The 23958-nt window shown below is 62.1% G+C and carries 20 protein-coding genes and 1 tRNA gene; 8 read left to right on the forward strand and 13 right to left on the reverse strand.

What is annotated here, in order from left to right; translation table 11 throughout:
* Positions 1-65: 65 nt before the first annotated feature.
* The gene (locus AC1D08_RS05275; protein WP_457152582.1) at positions 66-953 is read left to right on the forward strand and encodes an NmrA/HSCARG family protein; all 888 of its coding nucleotides are present in this window, start codon (positions 66-68) and stop codon (positions 951-953) included.
* A gap of 43 nt (positions 954-996) precedes the next feature.
* On the opposite strand, the gene AC1D08_RS05280 is transcribed toward AC1D08_RS05275, so the two are convergent.
* On the reverse strand, positions 997-2517 hold the full coding sequence (locus AC1D08_RS05280) for a phosphomannomutase/phosphoglucomutase (protein ID WP_457152581.1): 1521 nt from the start codon (positions 2515-2517) through the stop codon (positions 997-999).
* A gap of 199 nt (positions 2518-2716) precedes the next feature.
* Here AC1D08_RS05280 and AC1D08_RS05285 point away from each other — a divergent pair.
* The 3 genes from AC1D08_RS05285 (at position 2717) to AC1D08_RS05295 (ending at position 4938) form a co-directional block, all read left to right on the forward strand.
* Positions 2717-2793, forward strand: a tRNA-Pro gene (locus AC1D08_RS05285).
* A 319-nt stretch (positions 2794-3112) separates the two neighbouring features.
* On the forward strand, positions 3113-3670 hold the full coding sequence (locus AC1D08_RS05290; RefSeq protein WP_095089778.1) for an OsmC family protein: 558 nt from the start codon (positions 3113-3115) through the stop codon (positions 3668-3670).
* Positions 3671-3723: 53 nt separating this feature from the next.
* Complete coding sequence (locus tag AC1D08_RS05295; protein ID WP_457152580.1) at positions 3724-4938, forward strand: NAD(P)-binding domain-containing protein; 1215 nt, start codon at positions 3724-3726, stop codon at positions 4936-4938.
* 65 nt (positions 4939-5003) lie between these two features.
* Here the strand turns inward: AC1D08_RS05295 and AC1D08_RS05300 are convergent, their stop codons facing one another.
* Genes AC1D08_RS05300 through AC1D08_RS05310 form a run of 3 tightly spaced genes read right to left on the reverse strand, consistent with a single transcriptional unit; the run spans position 5004 to position 7182 of the window.
* On the reverse strand, positions 5004-5453 hold the full coding sequence (locus tag AC1D08_RS05300) for a CoA-binding protein (RefSeq protein WP_206073782.1): 450 nt from the start codon (positions 5451-5453) through the stop codon (positions 5004-5006).
* 5 nt (positions 5454-5458) lie between these two features.
* Positions 5459-5830, reverse strand: coding sequence for a 2Fe-2S iron-sulfur cluster-binding protein (locus AC1D08_RS05305; protein ID WP_095089772.1), 372 nt, complete (start codon positions 5828-5830; stop codon positions 5459-5461).
* Positions 5827-7182, reverse strand: coding sequence for a selenium-binding family protein (locus AC1D08_RS05310; protein ID WP_477422688.1), 1356 nt, complete (start codon positions 7180-7182; stop codon positions 5827-5829). Before AC1D08_RS05310 ends, AC1D08_RS05305 begins: the two co-directional genes overlap by 4 nt.
* A 422-nt stretch (positions 7183-7604) precedes the next feature.
* Between AC1D08_RS05310 and AC1D08_RS05315 the strand changes: the two genes are divergently transcribed.
* The gene (locus AC1D08_RS05315) at positions 7605-8027 is read left to right on the forward strand and encodes a hypothetical protein (RefSeq protein WP_457155117.1); all 423 of its coding nucleotides are present in this window, start codon (positions 7605-7607) and stop codon (positions 8025-8027) included.
* 104 nt (positions 8028-8131) lie between these two features.
* Here AC1D08_RS05315 and AC1D08_RS05320 read toward each other — a convergent pair whose 3' ends face one another.
* Positions 8132-8335, reverse strand: a complete 204-nt coding sequence (locus AC1D08_RS05320) for a hypothetical protein (RefSeq protein ID WP_477422690.1) — start codon at positions 8333-8335, stop codon at positions 8132-8134.
* A gap of 429 nt (positions 8336-8764) precedes the next feature.
* Between AC1D08_RS05320 and AC1D08_RS05325 the strand changes: the two genes are divergently transcribed.
* A complete protein-coding gene (locus tag AC1D08_RS05325) occupies positions 8765-9109 on the forward strand; it encodes a hypothetical protein (RefSeq protein ID WP_457155000.1) in 345 nt (114 codons plus the stop codon).
* 27 nt (positions 9110-9136) lie between these two features.
* On the opposite strand, the gene AC1D08_RS05330 is transcribed toward AC1D08_RS05325, so the two are convergent.
* The 4 genes from AC1D08_RS05330 to AC1D08_RS05345 all read right to left on the reverse strand — a co-directional run bounded on the left by AC1D08_RS05330 (position 9137) and on the right by AC1D08_RS05345 (position 14552).
* Entirely contained in the window at positions 9137-10756 is a 1620-nt protein-coding gene (locus AC1D08_RS05330; protein ID WP_477422692.1) for an ABC transporter ATP-binding protein, read from the reverse strand.
* 1 nt (position 10757) lies between these two features.
* A complete protein-coding gene (locus AC1D08_RS05335) occupies positions 10758-11879 on the reverse strand; it encodes an ABC transporter permease (RefSeq protein ID WP_477226160.1) in 1122 nt (373 codons plus the stop codon).
* Positions 11872-12795 (reverse strand): ABC transporter permease subunit, encoded by a 924-nt coding sequence (locus AC1D08_RS05340; RefSeq protein ID WP_477226159.1) that lies wholly within the window; start codon positions 12793-12795, stop codon positions 11872-11874. The genes AC1D08_RS05335 and AC1D08_RS05340 overlap by 8 nt, the downstream gene beginning before the upstream one ends.
* A gap of 164 nt (positions 12796-12959) precedes the next feature.
* A complete protein-coding gene (locus tag AC1D08_RS05345) occupies positions 12960-14552 on the reverse strand; it encodes a peptide ABC transporter substrate-binding protein (protein WP_477226158.1) in 1593 nt (530 codons plus the stop codon).
* Positions 14553-14921: 369 nt separating this feature from the next.
* Here AC1D08_RS05345 and AC1D08_RS05350 point away from each other — a divergent pair, with 369 nt between their 5' ends.
* A complete protein-coding gene (locus tag AC1D08_RS05350; protein WP_477226157.1) occupies positions 14922-15377 on the forward strand; it encodes a TadE/TadG family type IV pilus assembly protein in 456 nt (151 codons plus the stop codon).
* Positions 15378-17144 carry a hypothetical protein gene (locus AC1D08_RS05355; protein WP_477422694.1) on the forward strand — a complete coding sequence of 589 codons (1767 nt, stop codon included), beginning with the start codon at positions 15378-15380 and terminating at the stop codon, positions 17142-17144. It begins immediately after the preceding gene.
* Positions 17145-17201: 57 nt separating this feature from the next.
* Here AC1D08_RS05355 and bglA read toward each other — a convergent pair whose 3' ends face one another.
* From bglA to glgA, 4 genes are read right to left on the reverse strand one after another with little or no spacing between them, the layout of a single operon-like run.
* Positions 17202-18827 carry a beta-galactosidase BglA gene (gene bglA / locus AC1D08_RS05360; RefSeq protein ID WP_477422696.1) on the reverse strand — a complete coding sequence of 542 codons (1626 nt, stop codon included), beginning with the start codon at positions 18825-18827 and terminating at the stop codon, positions 17202-17204.
* Complete coding sequence (gene glgX, locus AC1D08_RS05365) at positions 18814-20850, reverse strand: glycogen debranching protein GlgX (protein WP_477307657.1); 2037 nt, start codon at positions 20848-20850, stop codon at positions 18814-18816. Before glgX ends, bglA begins: the two co-directional genes overlap by 14 nt.
* A gap of 11 nt (positions 20851-20861) precedes the next feature.
* Positions 20862-22490: an alpha-D-glucose phosphate-specific phosphoglucomutase gene (locus AC1D08_RS05370; protein ID WP_457153597.1), complete on the reverse strand. Its 1629-nt coding sequence runs from the start codon at positions 22488-22490 to the stop codon at positions 20862-20864.
* Between the two features lie 3 nt (positions 22491-22493).
* On the reverse strand, positions 22494-23939 hold the full coding sequence (gene glgA, locus AC1D08_RS05375) for a glycogen synthase GlgA (protein WP_457153596.1): 1446 nt from the start codon (positions 23937-23939) through the stop codon (positions 22494-22496).
* Positions 23940-23958 lie beyond the last annotated feature (19 nt).

Consider the following 23958-nt stretch of genomic DNA (forward strand, 5'->3'; position numbering starts at 1 on the left):
GTCAATTATGCATCAATGCGAAAGATCCTAACTTTGCTGCAGCCAAACAAGAAGGAGCAGACACCATGGCCAGCAAACGAAACATTCTGGTGACCGGCGCTACCGGCCAGCAAGGCGGCGCGGTTGCGCGCGCATTGTTGTCCAGGGGACATCGCGTCAAGGCCCTGACGCGCAAGCCGGACAGTGAGGCCGCACGCCAACTGGCGTTGTCGGGCGCCGAGATCGTGGCCGGCGATCTCGCTGACGCAGCCTCCGTCGTCAGGGCCGCAAAAGACGTCGAGACCATGTTCCTGATGGGCAACAGCTATGAGGCTGGCATGCAGGAGGAAACCCGCCAGGGGATCATCGCCGCAGATGCCGCCAAGGCTGCCGGCGTCGGACACCTGATCTATTCTTCCGTTGCCGACGCCGACAAGAAGACCGGCATCCCGCATTTCGAAAGCAAGTATCTGGTCGAGAAGCATGTCGTCGGGCTTGGTATCCCCTACACGATCAGCGCGCCGGTCGCCTTCATGGAGAATGTTGTGGCGCCATGGTCGATCGGCGCGCTCAGCCAGGGCACTTATGCCTTCGCGATGCCTCCCGAACGCGTCCTCCAACTGGTCGCCCTGGCGGACATTGGCGGCTTCGTCGCCGCCTTGGCCGAACGGCGAGAACAGGTGTTCGGCAAGCGGTTCGATTTCGCCGGGGACGAATTGTCGGGTGAAAAGCAAGCGAGAATCCTGTCCGAGGCCATCGGTCGCCCGATCCGCTATCAGGAAATCCCGCTCGCCGTGGCGCGCCAGCAAAGCGAGGATGCGGCCCTGATGTTCGAATGGTTCGACCGCGTCGGCTACGACGTCGATATCACCGCCTTGCGCAAGGATTTCCCCGAGGTCCGCTGGCACAGTTTTGCCGACTGGGCGCGAGCGTTCGACTGGAGCGCCCTGGAGCAGACCGCTTCCGCCGGCTAGTACCCGTCGCTGACGTTTGCGCTGCTGCGACCAGGTCCCGAAGCTAGAAAGTCTGGTTGTAGGCGCCGACTTCGGGGCTGCGGCGCAGCACGGCGTCGACGGCGTCGAACATCTGCCGGCGACGCTGCGACGACACCGGGCTTTCGACGACGACGACAAGCTCCGGCTTGTTCGACGATGCCCGCACCAGGCCCCAGGTGCCGTCCTCGGCGACGACGCGCACGCCGTTGACGGTGATCAGATCGATGATCTTCTGGCCGGCGAAGCTGGCGCCATCGCGCTGCATCGCCTGAAAATCGGCAACCACCCGCTCGACCACGCCATACTTCACATCGTCGGCACAGTGCGGCGACATGGTTGGGGTGCCGAAGGTCAGCGGCAGCGCCCGATAGAGGTCGGCCATCGAACTGCCGGGGCTGCGATCCAGCATCTGACAGATGGCGATCGCGGTGACCAGCCCGTCGTCGTAGCCGCGCCCGATCGGCGGATTGAAGAAGAAATGGCCTGACTTTTCGAAGCCGGCGACGGCGCCGAGCTCGGCGACGCGGCGCTTGATGTAGGAGTGGCCGGTCTTCCAGTAGTCGGTGACGGCGCCGTTGGCGCGCAGCACCGCGTCGGTGTTGAACAGGCCGGTCGACTTGACGTCGACGACGAAGGTCGAGCCGGGGTGGAGCAGCGAAATATCACGCGCGAGCATGACGCCGACCTTGTCAGCAAAAATCTCGTTGCCTTCATTGTCGACGACACCGCAACGGTCGCCATCGCCGTCGAAGCCGAGCCCGACATCGGCGCCGGTCTCCAGCACCTTGTCCCTGATGGCATGCAGCATCTTCATGTCCTCGGGATTGGGATTGTAGCGCGGGAAGGTGTGGTCGAGTTCGACATCGAGCGGGATGACCTCGCAGCCGATGCGTTGAAGCGCTTCCGGGGCAAAGGCGCCGGCGGTACCATTGCCGCAAGCGGCGACCACTTTCAGCTTTCGCGTGATGCGCTTGTCACGGACCAGATCATCGAGATAGGTCGCGCGGAAATCGCGGACGAAGTCATAGGAACCGCCGCCGGTGAGGTCGAAGTCGCCAGCCAGCACGATCGCCTTCAGGGCGCTCATCTCCTCCGGGCCGAAGGTCAGCGGCCGCGCCGCGCCCATCTTGACGCCGGTCCAGCCATTCTCGTTGTGCGAGGCGGTGACCATGGCGACGGACGGTGTGTCCAGCGCGAACTGGGCGAAATAGGCCATCGGCGACAGCGCCAGGCCGATATCCCTCACCTTTGCACCGGCGGCCATCAGGCCGGTGACCAGCGCCAGTTTGATCGACAGCGAGTAGGAACGGAAATCGTGCCCGGTGACGATATCGGGGCCAGCACCGAGACGGCGGATCAGCGTGCCAAGCCCCATGCCGAGCGCCTGGACTCCGATCAGATTAAGCTCCGGCGGTTGCGCGGAGCCGGGATGACCGAACCACCAGCGCGCATCGTATTCGCGAAAACCCGACGCCTTGATCAGCGCCTCGGTTTCGAATTCGAAGCTGTTGGGGCGGGCTTCGCCAACGATTTTTGGGGGCAAGACAGCAAAGCTCCAGGCGGCAGAAATACGATCCATCGACGCGGCGGTCTAGCACACAAGACTTTATGCCCGGTTTATCCCGGGTGGAAATCCGGGCTTTCCGGGAATGCCCGACGAAAGACGACGAAATGCGACAGAACCACTGCCATTGCCGCTTGCAGGAACGAAGTGCGGCGGCTATAAGCCCGCGGTCTGGTCACGGAGTGTAGCGCAGCCTGGTAGCGCACCTCGTTCGGGACGAGGGGGTCGCAGGTTCAAATCCTGCCACTCCGACCAGAAAAAACAGATACTTAGGTATTTGTTTCTCCCGATACCCCACAGATTGCTTCGCCTAATTATCCACCGCGCCCACAGTGGTCAGGCGCGTGAACGCGCGGCATGCCCTTGGCAGTCCCACGGTCGCCGTCGACCGACATGCAGGGCACTCCTTCGCCTGCAAGCGCAACTCGGTGCGCGAGGGACGACTGTATCCCTGCGGAAACAACTTGATGAAAAACTTCGCTACCCATACCATGCCACACCTTGGTGAAATCTGATCAGGAGGTCAGTGGAATCGGTCGGGTTTTTGAGCCAGTGCAAGTTAGGGAGGATAATCATGGCTTCCGAAGTACAGGCCAACAATGGCGTTAACGTAGAGGCGCTTCTCGCCGCAAAGGAAGCGCTTTCCAACGCCCCGGAGGCCGCGCAATTCAAGTGGCGCGCGGCTTGCGAATGGAAGGACGGCACCCACAGCCACTCGACAGTCGAGAGCTTCTACGGTCTCGGCCAGGACCAGCATCGCAAGACCACGTTCGCATTCGACGCCGACCATCCGGAGGTCTTCGCTTCCTTGGACAAAGGCGCCACGCCTGTCGAATACGTGCTGGTCGGGCTGGCGAGTTGCCTGACCGCCGGCATCGCCGCGGTTGCCCAGAACCGCAACATCCAGTTGAAGTCGGTGAAGGCTACAATCGAAGGTGACATGGATCTCGCCGGCATACTCGGCATCGACAGCGACGTTCGCAACGGCTTCAGCGGCATCACGGTGAAGTACAACATCGACGCCGACGCCAAGCCCGAGGATATCGAGGCACTCGTCGCTCAGTCGCAGAAGCGATCTGCGGTCTATGACATTGTCACCAATCCGACGAACGTCACGGTCGTGGTGAATTGAAAGGCACTTCGAGCGGTAGACTCTGAGAGGGCGCGATTAGTTCCGTCACCACCGTGATCGTCGGTGCAGGGCACGCGGGGCTCGCGATGAGCCGCTGCCTCGCGGAGCGTTCGATCGACCATGTACTGCTGGAGCGCGGCGAGATTGCCCATACCTGGCGCACCGAGCGGTGGGATTCGCTGCGGTTGCTCACCCCGAACTGGCAGAGTCGGCTACCGGGCTTCCGCTATGACGGCGACGACCCCGATGGCTACCGGACGATGCCAGAGGTGATCGATTTCCTCGGGAACTATGCCAAGGCGATCTCGGCTCCGGTCAGAACCCACACGACCGTCAGCTCGGTTCGCAGCGACGGGGCGGGATATCTTGTGCGCACGGATCGCGGCGAGTGGCGGTGCCGGACCGTGGTGCTGGCGTCGGGCGCGTGCAACATCGCGCGCCTGCCCGATTTCGCCGTCCGCGTGCCGCCGTCGGTCACCATCCTGACGGCGCAGTCCTACCGCAATCCGGGTCAGGTCGCCGACGGTGGCGTGCTGGTGGTGGGCGCGTCGGCCAGCGGCACCCAGATCGCTCAGGAACTGCAGCGTTCGGGGCGCCAAGTGACCCTGTCGGTGGGCGAGCACATCCGGGCGCCCCGCGTCTATCGCGGCAAGGACCTGGAGTGGTGGATGGACGCCGCCGGCGTGCTCGACGAGCGCTACGACGAGGTAGACGACATCAGGCGGGCACGACGGGTTCCTTCGCTGCAGCTTGCAGGCACGCCCGACCGCACCACCCTCGACCTCAATGCGCTGGTCGACCTCGGCGTCCGGCTCGTCGGCCGCCTCGCCGGCATCACCGAAGACGGCAAAGCCCAGTTTGCGGGGTCGTTGCGCAACATGTGCGCGCTTTCCGATCTGAAGATGGCCCGGCTGCTCGACCTCATCGACGAATGGGCGCGCGACAACGGCCTGGACGCGACGGTCGGGCCGCCGGATCGCCCGCCGCCGACCCATGTCGAGGACAACCCGCCGCTCGGCCTCGACCTCGCCAGCGGCGCGATCAGGACGATCATTTGGGCCACCGGCTACCGTCCGGACTACTCGTGGCTGGAACTGCCGGTCATCGACCGCAAGGGCTACGTCCGTCACGATGGCGGGGTTGCTGAACATCCGGGCCTGTACCTGATGGGGATGCAGTTTCTGCGCCGCCGCAAATCTGCGCTGATCGACGGCGCTGGCGACGACGCGCGTGATCTCAGCGCCCATCTGGCATCGTACCTCGGGTAGAATCCAATCCAAGACCAGGGGAACAGGTCGGTTGCCGCGACACCTCCGAATTCGGTGACCCGCAATCATATTCCCAAGTGCAACTTCGGCTTCCAGAAGGGGCGGAACAACTCAATCTTTGGACAGCGGTTCATCACCACTTTCAAGCCTGCTTCCTCCGCCAACTGGGCGGCAGCGTCATCGCGCACGCCAATCTGACCCCACAGAACCTTGGCATTGATGGCGATCGCTTCCTCAGCAACGTCCAACAGATCTTCGGAACGGCGAAAAACCTCGACCATATCGACAGGCCGGTCGATGGCCGCCAGCGACGGGTACACCTTGAGCCCTCGGATTTCATCCAGACCGGGACTGGGGTTGACGGGGATCATATCGTAGCCGATCTCGTGCAGCACCCGCAGTACACCATAGGAGAACTTGGTCTTGTCGGGGCTGGCCCCCACCATCGCGATGGTTTTCACCGATTTCAGAATTCCTTGCAGATAAGCCTCCGGATAGGGCTCATCATGGTTCATATGGGTCATTTCTGTTCGTCCAACGGGGTCGCAATATCGGCTTTCAATTCATGAGCGGCCAGGGGGTCAAGGAAGGGGTTGCGGTAGAGTTTGTCGTGACTTTCAACGCCGACCTCCAGCGTGCAGTCGCTCAAAGGGCGGGCGACGCAGAGGATTATATAGCCATTGTTGATCTGGCGGTTGTTCAACGCCCGCTGCGCTTGCTGATTGACTTTGCCGCTGATTATTTTGGCCGCACAGCTTATGCAGCCGCCATACTGGCACCCGTAGGGCAAATCCACGCCCTGCTCGCGCAAGCTTTGCAAGAGGGGCTTGCGGTGATCGACATCGAAGGCCGCACCGCCTTGATTGGCGAGAGTGATGGTGAAGCTGGTCATACCCAGATGTCACTCGTGCAATCACCGCCGGGATAACGGGTTTCGTGGCAGCGGCTTGGTCCATTTGGTTCCTTGCCAAAATCGACAACAAATCGCGGATCGATTTCCATGCCGCCGTTTTCCGTATCGCAATTGACCATCAGCATGCATCCGCCGTTGGTGCGAATTTCCGGATAGAACTGATTGTCCCAGGTGGAGAAAAGTGAGGTCGTCACATACAGGCGCTTGCCGTCGAGGCTGAGCTGTATCATCTGAGGCCCGCCAGTCACTTTCACGCCATTGACCTCAGGCGCACGGCCGAGAAGTCCGCCCATCCACACTTGTCCAGTAAGCTTGGCATTGTGAGGGTCCGAGATGTCGTACTGACGGATGTCGCCGTGCAACCAGTTACAAAAATAGAGGTATCTATCGTCCATGCTGAGCAGGATGACCGAGATCACGCCCGGAATCGGGATCGGCCATTCGGGATGTGGCTCATTGTCGACATCGATAATTTTTTCCCATTGCCAATCACCCGCCGCATCCTTCCACCAATGGATGATATTTGCTGAAAGGGCCGCGCCAACAAAGCCGTGACTGCTGTCGGGATTGTGGTGGAACCGCACTTCCAGTGGGATCAGGCCATCTTCACCGAGATAGAATGTTTGCTTCGGCTCCTTCTTTTCAAAATCCCAGAAATGGATCTCCCGGCCATATTTCAGATGGCCAACCTCTTCCAGGTCAAAACCGGGCATGAAGGTGTTGGGCGCGGCCCACTCCGAACTGACCATTACATTGTGTCGCGGCTGGTACCAGAAATCATAACCAAACTTGATACCGCCCATGGAGTTTTCCCAACGGCCGACAATCTCGAACTCCTTGCTGAGCTGCAAATAGCCGCCGGGGGCATTGCCCTGAGCGTCGCCAAGCATGGAAACGATGATGTCCGAGCCGAGGCAATGCACCGTGTGCGGTGCCGACAAGTTGGCCCTGGCTTTGATGTCAGCGCCGCTTATGACTTTGAACAGTGTCGGATTGCGAGGATCGGTGCCGCAATCGACAATGTGCAGATTGGACGAGCGCACACCCGGCACAATCAGATATTTCCGCTCCATGCTCGCATCGCCATGGCACGACGAACAGGCATTCCAGCCCGAGTGATGAAGCTCATCGCCAATACCCGGCATTTGCAAACGTGAAATCACTTGGCTGTAGGTCGAACTCTCCGGGTCGACATCAATGGTGCACAAATAGTCCGGCTTCTGAATGCCCGTGCCGGTGTAGATGGCAATCGTATAGAGCAGCTTTTCGCGAGGTGCGGTCATCGCCTCGGCTGGGGAAGCATAGCCCGGTCCACAGCAATGATTGGTCATGGGTAGGTCCCCAATTTGAACAGATCACTGGGCAGCCCCTACGGGGTCAGGCTGGAATGTTAGTGCATGCTTGGCATCGGCGCTACGGCCGGGTTGGCCGCCGGGGGGACGGAATGCGAACACCCCCGCTCCTCCCCACGGAAGCGTCAGAGGAACAGGAAAGTCGACGAAAGGCCGACTGGCCGATCAACGGGCAACCGGCCAGAACCCGCGTCGCACCTATCGGAGGCCGAAGAAGCTCAATATCGCAATTACGATGACCACCGCGCCAACGAGCCAAATGATGTTGTTCATAATCGTTCTCCTGTTGCCTGGGGAAGCCCGCGCCTCTGGCGGAGAACGCTGGCCGACCAGCCTTTGCCGGCTGATCTTCAGCAGACACGGATGTCGGCTGTGAGGAGTAGAACAATTAGGCGCGCCTAATGTTCCGCCATTGGCAAATCGAGAGATGGCCTGGTGAATTTGCCTTTGTATTAGCTGCGCTTCATATTTGTTGTTACGGCGGCGACAGAATGCCGGTCAGGTCCGGAGCCATCATGCGCAAATTGGTTGTCACAGCAGCAATCGCACTTGCCTGCGGTTGCGCGCCCTCGCAAGCAAACGACGAGCGGTCATGCAAGATAGTAGCGGCGGCAGCGCAGCTCTCCCGAAAGACCAACTGTAGCGAAGGTGATATCGCTGCGATCTCTGGCATGAGCGGCAAGGAGCTGCCGGAGGCAGTAGCCAGATATTGCGATTTTTGGGGGCAGATCGTTGTGCTGCCCGACGTGAGCGAGACCGACGCGTCGAGACGCATCGTTCTTTGCAAATACCATCAGCGAGAGGCAGCCCCTTCTCAGCCCTAGGCGATGCGGTCGCCCCTCTTTCGACATGCCGCAAGCGTTTCGGGCTGGCCCAAGCAGGCCGGAACCAAAGTGATCGCGGGCAGTTATCCAAACGAAGGGCCAATTCAGGAAATGGAGAAACTGCAATGAAAACAATGATCATGTGCGCGTTGGCGCTTTCCGTCGGCTTGCCGGCCATAGCTTCGGCAGCCGAAGCCGATGTGGTTATCAGAACCCACCATCGACACCACAACAGCGTCAGGATCATCAACGAGGACGGTCAGCGCTTGCATCACCGCCGCCATGGCGAAGTTGCGTTCTACGATCATGGACGCCGGCATCATCGCGGAGACATGGTCGTCGTGAGACGGCATCATCGCCCAGACACCGTCGTCGTGACAGGCTCCGTTTCCACTCACCGTCACTATCACCACCACCCCGTGGTCATCGAAAACGACGGCTACTGATCGCCCACTGCCTGCCCAAGCGAACACGAAAAGAAAGCCCGCCCCAGCGTCAGCCGGGACGGGCTTCCCCGTTTACCAGTCATTGTTTTAGTGCACTCGACGGACACCAACTTCGAGTGACCGAGAACGTTCCTGAAATTTTGCGCCCCCCCCCCGTGTGTTCATGTGGCGATGGGTTCGGCTCTGCGATGGGTTCCGTAGCGATCGGAAACTTTGACGAAGATCGCCGTCGGCTCTAGTAGTTCGATGCATGTGATAGAGCCAGTGAAGCGGCTGTGCCGGGGTGCGGACATGAATCTGATTTCAACGACAGCCTCACCACCGGCTCTTGTGATTGCACTGTTTCTTCTCGCCGGCTGTTCGTCGATCGGCCGAACCGTCGATCCGGCGAAATACGACAGCATGAGCTGCGCCGAGCTCAACAGCGCGATGGGTGACGTCGCGCGCGACATCTCGCAAACCGCAATCACCCGCGGCAAGGTCGCCAACACCAGCGTTCCACGCTGGCTGCTTGGCGGCGCACGCGTGAAGGGCGCGGTCGCGGAGCGCGAAACGGCCAGGATCGACCGCCTGAAACAGCAACAAGCGGCTCTTGCCAGCGCCAGGGCACGCCGATGCACCTCGCCTTCGCAATGAGCTTGAGCTCACCCGGGCGGACGCGCTTCAGGCGCTCAGCCTGAAGCGTGTGACGTCGATCGCGGCGGCCATCAGCGTCTGTGTGTAGGCGTGCTGCGGGTTGCTGAAGATCGCCTCGGTCGGCCCCTCCTCGACGATCTTGCCTTGCTTCATGACGATGATGTAGTCGGCCATGGCGCGCACGACCGAGAGATCGTGGCTGATGAAGAGGTAGGACAGTTCGTGGTCTGCCTGCAGCTTGCGCAGCAGTTCGACGATCTGCTTCTGCACCGAGCGGTCGAGGGCCGAGGTCGGCTCGTCCAGCACCACCAGTTTGGGCTTCAGGATCATGGCCCGCGCGATGGCGATGCGCTGCCGTTGCCCGCCGGAGAATTCGTGCGGGTAGCGGTTGCGTGCATTGGGATCGAGGCCGACTTCGTTCAAGGCCTCGACCGCGCGTTGATCGCGTTGCTTGCCCGACAGGTTCGGCTCATGCACCAGCAGCCCTTCGGTGATAACCTGGCCGACGGTCATGCGCGGCGACAGCGAACCGAACGGGTCCTGGAAGACCAGTTGCATCTCGCGCCGCAGCGGCCGCATCGCCTGTCGGTCGGCGGTGGAAATGTCGCGGTCGCCGAAACGGATGAGGCCATCGCTCGGCAACAGCCTCAGCAAGGCGCGGCCGAGCGTCGATTTGCCCGAGCCGGATTCACCGACAATGCCGATGGTCTGGTTGCGCTGCAGCCGGATCGAGATGTGGTCGACGGCGCGCAGCATCAGCGGCTCGCCAGCAAGAAACCCGCCGCCGATCCTGAATGTCACTTCGACATTCCTGCCTTCGAGCACCACCGGGGCATTGGCAGGCGGCGGCGCCTTGCTGCCCGTCGGCTCGGCCGCCAGCAGCATTTTCGTATAGGCATGCTGCGGATTGACGAAGATGGCCTCCGCCTCCCCCTCCTCGACGACCTCGCCCTGGCGCATGACATAGACGCGGTCGGCGAAGCGCCGGACGATGCCGAGATCGTGGGTGATGAAGACGATCGCCATGCCGAGCTTGCGTTGCAGCTCGGCCAGAAGCATCAGGATCTGCGCCTGGATGGTCACGTCGAGCGCCGTCGTCGGCTCGTCGGCGATCAGGATGTCCGGGTCGTTGGCAAGCGCCATGGCGATCATGACGCGCTGGCGCTGGCCACCCGACATTTCATGCGGGTAGGATTTCATCCGCCGCTCGGGATCGGGGATATGCACGAGGCGCAGCAGCTTGAGCGCCTCTTCGTGCGCCTCGGCGGCATTCAAGCCCCGATGCCGGCGGATCGGTTCGATCAGCTGGTTGCCGATCGAATAGAGCGGATCGAGCGAGGTCATCGGCTCCTGGAAGATCATGCTGATCTTGGCGCCGCGGACCTTGTTCAGTTCGGATTTGCTCAATGTCAGAAGGTTGCGGCCGCGATAGTCGACACTGCCGGTGGCTTCGCCATTCGAGGCCAGCAGGCTCATCGCCGCCATCATCGTCTGGCTCTTGCCGGATCCGGATTCGCCAACCACGGCAACGGTTTCGCCTGCATTGACGTGGATGCTGATGCCCTTCACCGCCTCGACCGCGCCATCGAGCGTGCGGAAGCGGACGCGCAGGTCCTTGACGCTGAGGATCGTTTCGGAATCAGCCATCTCAGCGGTCCTTGGGGTCGAGCGCGTCGCGCAGGCCGTCGCCGACGAAATTCAGGGCGAACAGCGTCGAGACGAGGAAGAAGGCGGGAAACAGGAGCAGCCAGTTGGCGGTGCCGATGTTCTTGGCGCCGACCGAGATCAGCACGCCCCAGCTGGTCATCGGCTCCTGCACGCCGAGCCCGAGGAACGACAGGAAACTCTCCAGGATGATGACTTGGGGCACCAGCAGCGTCATGTAGATCACCACGGGACCGAGCAGGTTGGGTATGACGTGGCGCAGCAGGATGCCGCGCTGGCCGACGCCCATGGCTTCCGCCGCCTGGACATATTCCTGGCGGCGGATCGACAGCGCCTGGCCGCGCACGATGCGGGCCATGTCGAGCCACAGCACGGCGCCCACGGCCAGGAACATCAACACGAAGTTGCGGCCGAAGAACACCACCAGCATGATGACGAAGAAGATGAAGGGTAAGGAATAGAGCACATCGACGATGCGCATCATCACCTCGTCGACCTTGCCCCCGGCAAAGCCGGCCGCCGCGCCATAGACGACGCCGATGACCACCGCCACGACGCCGGCGAGCAGACCGATGGCCAATGAGATGCGCCCGGCCATCAGCGTGCGCGACAGGAGATCGCGGCCGGTGTTGTCGGTGCCGAACAGGAAATACTGCTGCTTGACCGAGGCGCTCATCGTCACTTCGAGGCCGTCGGGCGACTTGCTTTCGATCTTGGTGTCGTCAAAGGCGTCGGAACGGTCGAGATAGCGGATGTTGCGGTCGTCGATCGGCTTGGTCGACTTGACGGTGACGAAGACCTGGTTGCCTTCCTGCCGCCATTCCTTGATGTCGACACGCATGCGCTTGATCGCTTCGGTGAGCGCCGTCTCGATCATCTCGGCCTTCGGATAGGCCGACAGGCTGGGCGGCATGCGCACATAGTCGGCATAGATGGTGGTGTATTGATGCGGCACGAACCAGGGTCCGAACACGCTGACGACACCGATCAGGGCAAGGTAATACAGACTGAACATGGCGGCGCGATTGGCCTTGAGGCGCGCCCAGGCGTCCGCCCAGAGCGAGCGGCCGATGACGGCGGGAGCCGTGGCTGCAATGTCAGTCATAGCGCACCCTCGGGTCGACGACCGCGTACATGACGTCGACGATCAGGTTGAAGACGATGGTGAAGATCGCGATCACCACCACGGTTCCCATCACCAGCGTGTAGTCGCGGTTAAGCGCGGCATCGACAAAATAGCGGCCGACGCCCGGAATGGAGAAAATTGTCTCGACGATGACCGAGCCGGTCAGCAGCGCCGCGGCTGCCGGGCCGGTGAAGGAGACGATCGGCAGGATGGCGCCGCGCAGCGCGTGCTTGACCACCACCGACCAGTCGGAGAGGCCGAGCGCGCGGGCTGTGCGGATATGATGGGACCGTAAGGATTCGATCATCGAGCCACGCATCAGCCGGGCGACGATGGCGATCTGCGGCAGAGCGAGCGTCAGCACCGGGCCAACCTTGTTGATGAAGGCGCCATCGCCCCATCCGCCGATCGGCAGGAGCTTCCAGGTCAGCCCGAACAGGAGCTGGATCACCGGCGCGATGACGAAGGTGGGGATTGTGCTGCCGGCGGTTGCCAGCGCAATCACAGTATAGTCGCCAAGCTTGTTCTGGTTGAGCGCGGCAATGGTGCCGAGCACCGAACCGAGCAGAAGTGCAAGGACAAGCGCCGAGGTGCCGAGCTGGATCGAAATCGGCAGCCCCTTGGCGAACAGTTCGGTGACGGTGAAATCCGGCATGTTGTAGCTCGGTCCGAAATTGCCGCGCAGCAGATTGCCGAGATAGTGGACATATTGCAGCCAGAGCGGATCGCCTAGGCCGAATTGCGCTTCCAGATTGGCCCTGATCTCGGGGCTCAGCCCTCGCTCCTGGTTGAACGGGCCTCCCGGCGCGACGCGTATCAGGAAGAACGCCATGGTCACGATGACGAACAGCGTCGGAATGGCGGTCAAAAGCCGCCTTAGTACATATCGCAGCATCGGTGCCCCGCTTGATCCAGAGCAGCGCGCGTCCAGTTGGACGATTGCACTCTAGCCTTCAAATCTTCGCACCGACATTGCCGAAAAGCGATTCCGGTTCCCGGGCCGATGCGATGGCAAACCAGCGCCGCCGCGCATTCAATGCGCGGCGGCTTGGCCAGGGATCAGTCCTTGCTGATGAAGCGCGACGGATGCACATCCATCACATTGTCGTCGAAGCCATGCAGCTTCGAGGAAACGATATCGTGGAAGCTGTAGTAGAGAAGCGGAATGTTACCGACGTCGTCGACAAGGATGCGCTCGGCCTCAGTAAGGTCCTTCATGCGCTCTTCTGGCTTGCCACCGGCAGCCGCCGCCTTGTCCATTGCCGCTTCATATGCCGGGCTGACATAGCTCGAATAGTTGTTGCCGCTGGCCTTGCGTGTGATGCCGAGGAAGGTCTCGGGATCCTTGTAGTCGGCGATCCAGGCGGCACGCGCCACGTCGTAATTGCCCTTCTGCTCGAGGAAGGAATAGTGGGTCTTGGTGTCAGTGTTGAGCAGCGTGACCTCGACGCCAAGCGGCTTCAGCTGTTCCTGGATGGCGACCGCGGTGTTCTTGTGGTTTTCCGAGGTGTTGTAGCGGATCTCCATCTTCAGCGGATGCTCGGGCGTATAGCCGAGTTTCTCGAGGATTTTCTTTGCGGCGTCCTCGCGGTCGATCTGCGGCATGTCGGCGTATTTGGCCATTGCCGGCGTGTAGCCGGCTATGCCCGGAGGCACCATCGAATAGCCAGGCAGCATCGAGTTCTGCCAGACCTTTTCGGCGATGAAATCGCGGTCGATCGCCATCGAGATGGCGTTGCGCAGCTCGACATTGTCCCAAGGCGCCTTGTCGGTCTTGATCGCATAGTAGTAGGTGCCGAGATACGGTCCGACGCGGACCTGAGCGCCGAACTTGGCCTTGAGGTCAGCGAGCTGTTCGGTCGGCAGGTCGCCGTAACTGTCGAGTTCGCCGGCCTCGAAGCGCTTCATCGCCGATGAACGGTCTTCGGTCGGGATATAGTTGACGACGTCCATCTTGACGGTGGCGGCGTCCCAGAATTTCGGATTCTTGACCAGCTTCATGTGGTCGTTGGGAATCCACTCGGCCAGCGTATAGGCGCCGTTCGAAACGAGATTGCCCGCCTTGATCCAGTCGGCGCCGAGCTTTTCGATTGAGGCCTTGTTGACCGGATAGGTGGCCTGGTGGGTCAGCATCTCCAGGAAGTAGGGCGTCGGCGCCTTCAGAGTCACTTCAAGGGTGTTGGTGTCGATCGCCTTGACGCCCAAATCCTCGGGCTTGCCTTTCTTGGTGTTGACTTCCTCGGCGTTCTTCACGGGATAGAGCATGGAAGCGTATTCGGCGGCGGTGGCCGGATCCTCCAGCCTACGGAAGGAGTAGACGAAGTCGTCCGCCGTCACCGGGCTGCCATCCGACCACAAGCCGTCCTTGCGCAGCTTGAAGGTGTAGACGGTGCCGTCATCCGATACGGTCCAGCTTTCGGCGGCGCCCGGTATGAGGTTCGTCTTCTGATCGTGCATGACCAGTCCCTGGAACAGGTCGCGAATGATATCGGCTTCGTAGACGGTCGAGGTCTTGTGCGGGTCGACCGTCTCCGCCTCGGCGGCGGCGCCTCTGTTGTAGACGGTCTCGGCGAAAGCCGGCGTGTAGAATGTGCCGGCTGCCAATGCCATCGTCGTGGCGAACACCGTCGCCTTCAGCATGTTTCTCAGCATGAAGTTCTCCCTGTCGGCGCTGCCGTCGGCGCGCCTTTGAGTGTTGACGCCCCGGAGCCGATGTCTGACCCCTTTGAGCGCGCCGCCGGTTCCCTTCCTGCGGCTGGTGCCCAGACACTAACGCGGAGAATTTTTATTTCAACAGACTCTCTGGGTCACCCAAAGTAAGGCGGCACGAAAGTTGTGCCGTGACGGCCGAAACACCAGCCGAAACCAGAAGCTTGACTTGGTTTCCTCATCTCGACGCCATTCTTCACCCGGAATCTGTGGCCGCGCCAGTTTGCCGGAATGTGTTAATGCGTTCTTAAGCAACCAGAAGTTACATTATGGGTGCCTTTTATACGATTCCATCTCAGACGCGTGGCAGTCATGAGTACCTGGACAAGTAAATCAATAGAAATCCGTCAGTTAATGCGGAAATTTCAAGAAGAATCCGGTACTTCTGCGGTTGAGTTCGCACTGCTCTCGCCCATCTTCATCCTCCTTCTACTCGGAATGGTTGCATACGGCATATATTTTGGCGCCGCAAACTCGATCCAGCAGATCGCGGCGGATGCGGCCCGCACAGCAATTGCCGGACTGAACCAGACCGAGCGCCAGACGCTCGTCGCCAGCTTCGTCACCAACAATGCCGGCGGGTATCCCTTCGTGGATGCCAGCAAGTTGACCTACCAGGCCAACGACAGCACGGCCGACGGAAGCCAGTTCGTGGTGTCCATCCAGTACGATGCCCGCAACCTGCCGATCTGGAATCTCTTCCCGGGCATCGCCATGCCGGGAAGTACGATCAAGCGCCAGTCAACGATAAGGGTCGGGGGCATCTGAATGCTGCTGCGGGCTTGCGATGCGATCGGCCGGCTCGCCCGATTGATGCTGGCCGACAGACAGGCGAACATCGCCGTCATGACCGCGTTGAGCGCGCCGGTCGCGCTGGCGCTGGCTGCGGTGGCAATCGACGAAGCCTCGATCTATACCGAGCGCCGCGAAGCCCAGGCAATGGTGGACCTTGCTGCGATCACCGCTGCCTCGAACATCACCAAAGTCGACACCGCTGTCGTGACCACGCTGACCGACAACGGCATGCCGGGCGTGGTCGTTCAAGGCTCGGGACAGACGATCGCGCCGGCCGTCGGCAAAACCGTCGTGTCGGTCACGCCCGGCCGCTACGCGGCATCAACCGCCAATGTCAGCCAACGCTTCCAGTCCGGCGTAACGCCCTACAATGCCGTCCGTGTCACCCTGAAGAAGATCCCTGCCCGCTATTTCGCGAGTTCGCTGCTCCCCACTCCCGTCATCGGCACCGAGGCCACCGCCAGCATGACGCCGCAGGCGACGTTCTCGGTCGGGTCGAGGTTGCTCAGCGTCGATGGCGGCATTCTCAACGCGCTGCTCAGTGGACTTCTCGGCGGCAACATCTCGCTCAGCGTCATGGACTACAACGGGTTGATCTCGGCCGATGTCAGCGTGCTCTCGTTCATAGACGGTCTTGCCACACAATTGAGCCTGACCGGCGTCACCTATTCGGACGTGCTGGCATCGAATGCGACTGTCGGCCAGATCGCCACCGCCATGGCCAACGTGCCCGGGCTTGGCAACACGGCCAAGCTGGCGCTGCAGACCATCGCCTCGAAATCGACCAGCACGGGCAAGATCCCGCTCAACAAGCTTGTCGATCTCGGTTCAGTCGGCAGCTTGGCTCTCGGGCAAAGACCAACCGGCCTTGGGCTAGACACCAACGCCATGGGCATGCTGACCGCTGCCGCCGTACTGGCCAACGGCACCAACCAGGCCCAGGTCAATCTTGGCGCCACCGTACCCGGGCTTCTGTCCACGGCGCTTACCATTGCCATTGGCGAGCCGATGCAATCTTCGCCATGGCTGGCGGTCGATGGCATCGGAACCGTGGTGCGCACCGCCCAGACGCGCATCAAACTGGTTGCCAGCGTCGGTGTCGGCACGCCCGGTCTCGGCGGCGGTATCAGCCTGCTGGCCGTCAATCTGCCGCTCAATGTGGAAGTCGCCTATGCCGAAGCCAAACTGACCGACATCACCTGTCCGACCGGGCCTTCCAGCATCAATGTTTCCATCGCCGCGCACCCGGGTATCGCCTCGCTGCATCTGGCCAACAGCAACAGTTCAGGCTTCGGCGATTTCAGTCAGCCGCAGACGTTCACCGACGCGGAGATCGCGGATGTGAGCCTCCATATGCTGCTGATCAACATTCCGCTGATACAGGTGATGGGTTCCGCCGCCACCGCGATCACCAACAATAGCCCGACGACGTTGAACTTCAATGCGACCGACATCGCCAACAAGACGGTCAAGACCGTTTCGACGCGCAACATATCGCAGTCGCTGACCACATCGCTGGTCGGCAACCTGTCGCTTTCGGTCAATGCGCTTGGTCTCGGAATCGATCTGACCGCACTGCTCGCAACGGTGAAGCCGGCAGTCATGGCCGTGCTGAACGGCGTAACGGCGCCGGTCGACGACCTGCTCTACAACGTGCTTTCGGCGCTCGGTATCGGCGTCGGCCAGGCCGATGTGCGTGTCACCGGTGCGACCTGCGGGCGCGCGGTTCTCGTTCAATAAGGCATCAGCAGCCCAAGCGGGATCACCTTCCTCGCAAGCGGCGGCCGAAGCACTGAATCAGTCGAGCTGACCAAGGAAACAGCCAAGCGCCGGCAGCGAGATCTGGCTCTCTTCAACAACCCCGCGGCCACCATCAATAGCCACGACAGCTCCTGTATCCGGCGGCAACGGCCAATTCGCCGGCTCCTCGGCGAAGTTGAAGACACAGAGAAGTTTCTCACCGCCGTCTTCGCGGATGAAGGCGAGAATTTCGCCGTCCGCATCGAAAAACTGGATCGAACCGCCGACCAGCGCCGGATGCCCCCTGCGCAAGGCGAGCATGGTCCGATAGAAGGCGAGCACCGAGGCGGTGTCGGCGTTCTGGACGTCGACCGCGCGGTCGCGATGGCTGGCCGGTATCGGCAGCCACGGTTTACCGGTGGAGAAGCCCGCATTGTCGGCACCGGCCTCCCAGACCATCGGCGTGCGACAGCCGTCCCTGCCCTTGACGCCCGGCCAGAAGCGGATGCCAACGGGATCGCGCAGATCCTCGAAGGCGAGTTCCGCCTCCTCCAGGCCGAGTTCCTCGCCCTCGTAGAGACAGATCGATCCGCGCAGGCAGGAGAGCAGCATGATCGAGAACCTTGCGACCGTATCGGGATCGCTGTCGGGCCTCGTCCAGCGGGTGACGTGGCGCACCACGTCATGGTTGGAAAACGCCCAGCAGACCCAGCCGTCGGACACCGCCGCCTCGAAGGCTTCGACACAGCCCCGCACATGCGCCGCCGAGAATTGTGGGCCAAGCAGGTCAAAGGTGTAACACATATGGAGCTTGTCGCCGCCGGTGGTGTAGGCGGCGAGCGTCTGCAAAGAGCGGCCTTCATCGCCGATCTCGCCGACGGCGGCGCGGTCGTCATACTCGTCGAGCAGCGCCCTGAAGCGCTTGAGGAACGCCAGGTTTTCCGGCTGCGTCTTGTCGAACAGATGTTCCTGGTAGAGGTAGGTGTTGGTCTCGCTGTTGGTGCCGGCGACGCTTGACGCCAAGGGTGGATTGCTGCGCAGCCAGCGGTCGTGGACATAGTAGTTGACCGTGTCGAGCCGAAAGCCGTCGACGCCACGCTCCAGCCAGAACCGTACCGTTTCCAGAAGCGCGTCGTGGACCTCCGGATTGTGGAAATTCAAATCCGGCTGAGAAGCGAGAAAATTGTGCATGTAGTACTGCCGGCGGGTCGAATCCCACTCCCAGGCCGGGCCACCGAAGACGGAGAGCCAGTTGTTGGGCGCGCCGCCATCGGGCATGGTATCGGCCCAGACATACCAGTCGGCCTTGGGGTTGTCGCGGCTGGAGCGGCTTTCGACGAACCATTCGTGCTTGTCGGATGAGTGCGACAATACCTGGTCGATGATGACTTTCAGGCCGAGCCGATGCGCCTCGGCGACCAGCGCATCGAAATCCTCCATGCCACCGAACATCGGATCGACGGCGCAATAGTCCGACACGTCGTAGCCCATGTCAGCCATCGGTGACTTGAAGAAGGGCGACAGCCAGATGGCGTCGACACCAAGGGAGGCGACATGCTCCAGGCGGTTGGCGATGCCGCGCAGATCGCCGCTGCCGTCGCCGGTCGTATCCTGGAAGGAGCGCGGATAGATCTGATAGATGACGCAGCCACGCCACCATCCGATCCGGTCACCTGCCGCCATTGCGCTTCTCCCCTGTGCCGGCCTGTGCAGCTGCGCGTTCGATCATGAAGATCACCGACCGCCCCGATACCGGCCGCTCGATGTCGGCCGCCTCAGCCGTTTCAATGGCCGGCTCCCAGAAAAATCCCTCGCGAGGCGGCAGGGTGAAAATGCAGGCCCGGCGGTCGCCGTTGATCAGCACCGCAAGACGGCGTTCGTCATCGCTGTCGCCGCCCAGAATCATGACCAGGCGGTGCCGCTGCGGGTCCTGCCAGCTTTGTTGGTCGAGCGGCGCGCCTGTTTCGGTCAGCCATGCGACGTCCGCTATGTCGGAATTTCCTGGTGGCCGGCCCGTGAGAAAGCGCGTGTCGGAGAGTGCCGGCACCGCTCGGCGCAGCGTCGAAAGCAGGACCGTGTAATGCTCCAGCGCCTGGTCGCGCCCGGCCCAGTCGAGCCAGGTGATCGCGTTGTCCTGCGCATAGGCATTGTTGTTGCCCTGCTGGCTGCGGCCGAATTCGTCGCCGGCCGTCAGCATGATGGTGCCGCGCGAGGCAAACAAGGTGGCGAGCAGCGCGTGCTGATCGTTGAGGCGCGCCGTAGCTACGGCCGGCTTGTCCGCATCGCCTTCCACGCCGTTGTTCCAGGACAGGTTTTCATTGTGGCCGTCGCGGTTCTGCTCGCCATTGGCCTGGTTGTGCTTGCGCTCGTAGCGCACGATGTCGGTCAGGGTCATGCCGTCATGGGCGGCGATGAAATTGACCGTGCGGCTGGCGCTTTGTTCGTTTGCCGCAAACACATCGGACGAACCGGAAAGCCGGGTCGCCAGTGCGCCGACCATGCCGGCGTCACCGCGCCAGAAGCGCCTGATATCATCGCGATACTTGTCATTCCATTCGAGGAAAGGCGGCGGAAAATTCCCGAGCTGATAGCCATCCGGACCGATGTCCCAAGGTTCGGCGATCAGCACGCGATCGGCCAGCAGCACGTCCTCGCCCATCGCCTTCAGCAACGGCGCCTCGTCGTCGAATGTCCCTTCGACCCGTCCCAGAATGGGCGCCAGGTCGAAGCGGAAACCATCGACGCCGGCATAGCGGACAAAATGGCGAAGCGTGTCGAGGACCATCTCCCCAGCGATCGGGTGGTCGCATGCCACCGTGTTACCCGTCCCGGTGTCGTTGGCCAGCCTGCCGTCCGGCGTGTGCCGGTAATAGGCCTGGTTGTCGAAACCGCGCAGCGACAGTGTTGGCCCGAGCCGGTCGCTCTCGCCGGTGTGGTTGAAGACAAGGTCCAGAATGACGCCGATGCCGGCCTGCCGTAGCGCGGCGACCGCGTTCCGCAATTCCATGATGCCGCCAGGCGCAAGGCGTGGATCAAGCGCCATGAAGGTGACGGGATTGTAGCCCCAGGCGTTGCGCAGCCCGAGCGGCGGCAGGTGCCGTTCATCGATCGACGCCGTCACCGGCATCAATTCGACAGCACTGACGCCGAGCTTTTTCAGGTGCTCGATAACCACAGGATGGGCGAGAGCAGCGACCGTGCCGCGCAGGTTCTCGGGAATGTCCGGATGCAGCATGGTGAAGGCGCGCACCGGCACTTCGTAGATCAGGCCGCCGGGCTGGAACAGCGGCGGCGCTGCCGGCACTGGTTTCGGCAAGGCAGCGGCAATGGCCTTTGGCATCAGCGGCGCGGTATCGAGGCCCTCGCCCCGGCGCCGGGTCAGCTGCCAGTCATAGGCGTAAGGCCTGTCGATCCCGAGGGCGTAGGGATCGATCAACATTTTTTCGGGGTCGAACCATAGGCCGCGATCCGGCGCATAGTCGCCATCGGCGCGAAACCCGTAGCGGGTGCCTGGGCCAAGACCGGCGACGAAGAGCGCATGCACGCCCTCGCCTTCCAGCTGCAGCTCAAGCCGTTCGATTTCCTGGTTGCCCTGCTCGTCAAAAATCGAGACCCAGAGCCGACGGGCGGCCTGCGACCATGCGGCAAAGCGAATGCCGCCCTCCGAAACAAGCCCGCCAAATCGCGGCCGCTGATCGGCCGGCATCGCAGATTTCATTAAGTGATGACACTCGGCTTGGCGCGGCCGGTATGGCTGCGAATCCCTGCAATATCATCGGCCGCCGATATCAGATCGGCAAGGGCGGCCTGGGTATCGAGATCGTGCCGCGACGTGTCCGGCTCGTAGCGCTCGATATAGACGCGCAAAGTCGCGCCCGACGTGCCCGTGCCCGAAAGCCTGAAGACGACACGCGAACCGCCTTCGAACAGCACCCTGATGCCCTGGTGTTCGCTGGTCGAACCGTCGACCGGATCGTGATAGGCGAAGTCGTCGGCGCTGGCGATCGTCATGCCGCGCACCTTGGTCCCCGGCAATGAACCGAGCTTGGCGCGGAGTTCGTCGACCAGCGCGTTGGCGCGGTCACTTTCGACCTCCTCATAGTCGTGGCGCGAATAGTAATTGCGGCCATAGGTCGCCCAATGCTCGGTGACGATCTGCTTGCAGCTCTCACCGCGCGCGGCGAGGATGTTGAGCCACAGCAGCACCGCCCACAGGCCGTCCTTTTCGCGGACATGGTTTGAGCCGGTTCCGGCACTTTCCTCGCCGCAGATCGTCGCCATGTCGGCGTCGAGCAGGTTGCCGAAGAACTTCCAGCCGGTCGGAGTTTCATAGATGCCGATGCCGAGTTTTTCGGCGACGCGATCGGCCGCGCCACTGGTCGGCATCGAGCGGGCGATGCCCTTCAGGCCTTCGCTGTAGCCGGGAGCCAGGCGGGCGTTGGCGGCAAGCATGGCGACCGAATCCGACGGCGTGACGAATATGCCCTTGCCGATGATCAGGTTGCGGTCGCCGTCGCCATCGGAGGCGGCGCCGAAATCCGGAGCGTCCGGCCCCATCATCTCGTCATAGAGATGTTTGGCATGGACGAGGTTGGGGTCCGGATGGTGACCACCGAAATCGGGTAGCGGCTTGAAGTTGCGGCAGGTGCCGTTGGGCGCGCCAAGCCGGTTTTCCAGGATCTCCTTGGCGTAGGGGCCCGTCACCGCGTGCATGGCGTCGAAGCGCATGCGGAAGCCGTATTTGAAATTGGCGCGGATGGCGTCGAAATCGAACAGGCTTTCCATCAGCTCGGCATAGTCGGCGACCGGATCGATGATCTCGACCGTCATGCCGCCGGCCTTGACCGTGCCGATCTTGTCGATGTCGATCGCCTCGATATCGGTGGTCTTGAAGCTCGCAATCGTCTTGGTCTTTTCGAAGATCGCGTCGGTCAGCTTTTCCGGCGCCGGACCGCCATTGCCGGCATTGTACTTGATGCCGAAATCCTCGTGCGGACCGCCCGGATTGTGGCTGGCCGACAGGATGATGCCGCCGAAGGTCTTGTATTTGCGGATGATATGCGAGGCGGCCGGCGTCGACAGGATGCCGCCCTGCCCGACCATCACCTTGCCGAAGCCGTTGGCGGCGGCCATGGCGATCGCCTTCTGGATGACCTCGCGGTTGTAGAAGCGGCCATCGCCGCCGATCACCAGGGTCTTGCCCTTGAACCCGTCGAGCGCGTCGAAGATCGACTGGATGAAGTTCTCGGCATAGTGCTCCTGCTGGAACACCGGCACCTTCTTGCGCAGGCCCGACGTGCCGGGTTTCTGGTCGGGATAGGGCTTGGTGGGGACGGTCCGTATCATGCTTCAGGCAACCCTTTTCGAAAGCAGCAAGCGATAGAGTTCGACATATTTTTCGGCGCTCTTGTCCCACGACACATCGGCTTTCATGCCCTGGCGCTGCAGCGATTCCCAGACCGCCGGACTGGCATGTGCGTCGACGAGGCGGCGCACGGCGTGCAGCAGGGCGCCGCCATTGTTGGGCGCGAACTGGAAGCCGGTCGCGACGCCGGCCGAGACGGCGGCCTCGTTGGCATCGATGACCGTATCGGCCAGGCCGCCGGTGCGGGCAACCAGCGGCACGCAGCCATAGCGCAGGCCGTAAAGCTGCGTCAGCCCGCAGGGTTCGAAGCGCGAGGGAATGACAATGGCGTCGCAGCCGCCTTGCATGATGTGCGACAGCCCCTCGTCATAGCCGATGACGACGCCGATGCGGCCACGATGTCGAGCTGCGGCTGCGAGCAGCGCGCCTTCGAGGCCGGCATCGCCCGAACCCAGGATGGCCAGCCGGGCGCCCCTGGCAACGATGCCGTCGACGACCATCGCCAGTATGTCCATACCCTTTTGCCAGGTCAGGCGGCTGATGACGCAGACGATCGGGCTGTCGTCGCGCTCGAGGCCGAAGCGGTCCTCCACGGCAGCCCTGTTGGGCGCGCGCGCCTTCAGCGTCGCGGCCGTATAGTCGGAGACCAGATGCTTGTCGGTTTCCGGGTCCCAGATGCCGGTGTCGATGCCGTTGACGATGCCATAGAGATCGCTGGAGCGCATGTTGATAAGGCCGTCGAGGCCCATGCCGAATTCGGCCGAGCGGATCTCCTGCGCGTAGGTCGGGCTGACGGTGGTGATTGCCCAGGCCGCTTGCAGGCCGGCCTTGAGGAAGCCGACGCCGCCATAATATTCGACGCCGTCGAGCGCCATCGCCACCGCCGGCAAGCCAAGCTCGCCGAAGATGCCGGCGCCGAACTGGCCCTGGAAGGCAAGGTTGTGGACGGTCATCATCGAGGGGACACCAACCGCCTTGCCGTAGCGCATGTATGCAAGCGTCATCGCCGACTGCCAGTCATGGGCATGGACGATGTCGGGCTGGTAGCCGGAGATGGCCCCGCCGGCGATGTCGCCGCCGACCTGGCTCAGCGCCGCGAAACGCCGCCAATTGTCAGGCCAATCGACGCCGGTCGCATTGCCATAGGGGCCGCCGGGGCGGTCGAACAGATGCGGCGCGTCGAGCACGAACAGTTCGAGCCCGGCGAGCTGGACGGAATGGACGGAGGCCTTGGCGCCCTGCAGCAAGGGATATTGCAGAACGGCCTTCTTTTTCTTGAAGGCCGCCATCACGGTCGGAAAGCCGGGAATAAGCGTGCGCATGGTCACGCCCTTGGCCGCCAGTGCGATGGGCAGCGCACCGGTCACGTCGGCAAGCCCGCCGGTCTTGATCAGCGGAAAAATCTCGGGCGTGACCGACAGAACCTGCATGCGCCTACAATCCGATCCT

The sequence above is a fragment of the Mesorhizobium sp. P2_E6 genome (assembly GCF_056403835.1).

Excerpts from the sequence above, each read along its gene's own strand:
- glgX (WP_477307657.1), bottom strand. The coding sequence starts at position 20,850 with ATGCCGGCCGATCAGCGGCCGCGATTTGGCGGGCTTGTTTCGGAGGGC.
- AC1D08_RS05355 (WP_477422694.1), top strand. The coding sequence starts at position 15,378 with ATGCTGCTGCGGGCTTGCGATGCGATCGGCCGGCTCGCCCGATTGATG.
- AC1D08_RS05310 (WP_477422688.1), bottom strand. The coding sequence starts at position 7,182 with ATGACCAATCATTGCTGTGGACCGGGCTATGCTTCCCCAGCCGAGGCG.
- AC1D08_RS05315 (WP_457155117.1), top strand. The coding sequence starts at position 7,605 with ATGTTCCGCCATTGGCAAATCGAGAGATGGCCTGGTGAATTTGCCTTT.
- AC1D08_RS05330 (WP_477422692.1), bottom strand. The coding sequence starts at position 10,756 with ATGGCTGATTCCGAAACGATCCTCAGCGTCAAGGACCTGCGCGTCCGC.
- AC1D08_RS05345 (WP_477226158.1), bottom strand. The coding sequence starts at position 14,552 with ATGCTGAGAAACATGCTGAAGGCGACGGTGTTCGCCACGACGATGGCA.
- AC1D08_RS05340 (WP_477226159.1), bottom strand. The coding sequence starts at position 12,795 with ATGCTGCGATATGTACTAAGGCGGCTTTTGACCGCCATTCCGACGCTG.
- AC1D08_RS05305 (WP_095089772.1), bottom strand. The coding sequence starts at position 5,830 with ATGACCAGCTTCACCATCACTCTCGCCAATCAAGGCGGTGCGGCCTTC.
- AC1D08_RS05320 (WP_477422690.1), bottom strand. The coding sequence starts at position 8,335 with ATGATCGTAGAACGCAACTTCGCCATGGCGGCGGTGATGCAAGCGCTG.
- AC1D08_RS05300 (WP_206073782.1), bottom strand. The coding sequence starts at position 5,453 with ATGAACCATGATGAGCCCTATCCGGAGGCTTATCTGCAAGGAATTCTG.
- AC1D08_RS05290 (WP_095089778.1), top strand. The coding sequence starts at position 3,113 with ATGGCTTCCGAAGTACAGGCCAACAATGGCGTTAACGTAGAGGCGCTT.
- AC1D08_RS05275 (WP_457152582.1), top strand. The coding sequence starts at position 66 with ATGGCCAGCAAACGAAACATTCTGGTGACCGGCGCTACCGGCCAGCAA.
- AC1D08_RS05350 (WP_477226157.1), top strand. The coding sequence starts at position 14,922 with ATGAGTACCTGGACAAGTAAATCAATAGAAATCCGTCAGTTAATGCGG.
- bglA (WP_477422696.1), bottom strand. The coding sequence starts at position 18,827 with ATGGCGGCAGGTGACCGGATCGGATGGTGGCGTGGCTGCGTCATCTAT.
- glgA (WP_457153596.1), bottom strand. The coding sequence starts at position 23,939 with ATGCAGGTTCTGTCGGTCACGCCCGAGATTTTTCCGCTGATCAAGACC.
- AC1D08_RS05325 (WP_457155000.1), top strand. The coding sequence starts at position 8,765 with ATGAATCTGATTTCAACGACAGCCTCACCACCGGCTCTTGTGATTGCA.
- AC1D08_RS05335 (WP_477226160.1), bottom strand. The coding sequence starts at position 11,879 with ATGACTGACATTGCAGCCACGGCTCCCGCCGTCATCGGCCGCTCGCTC.
- AC1D08_RS05370 (WP_457153597.1), bottom strand. The coding sequence starts at position 22,490 with ATGATACGGACCGTCCCCACCAAGCCCTATCCCGACCAGAAACCCGGC.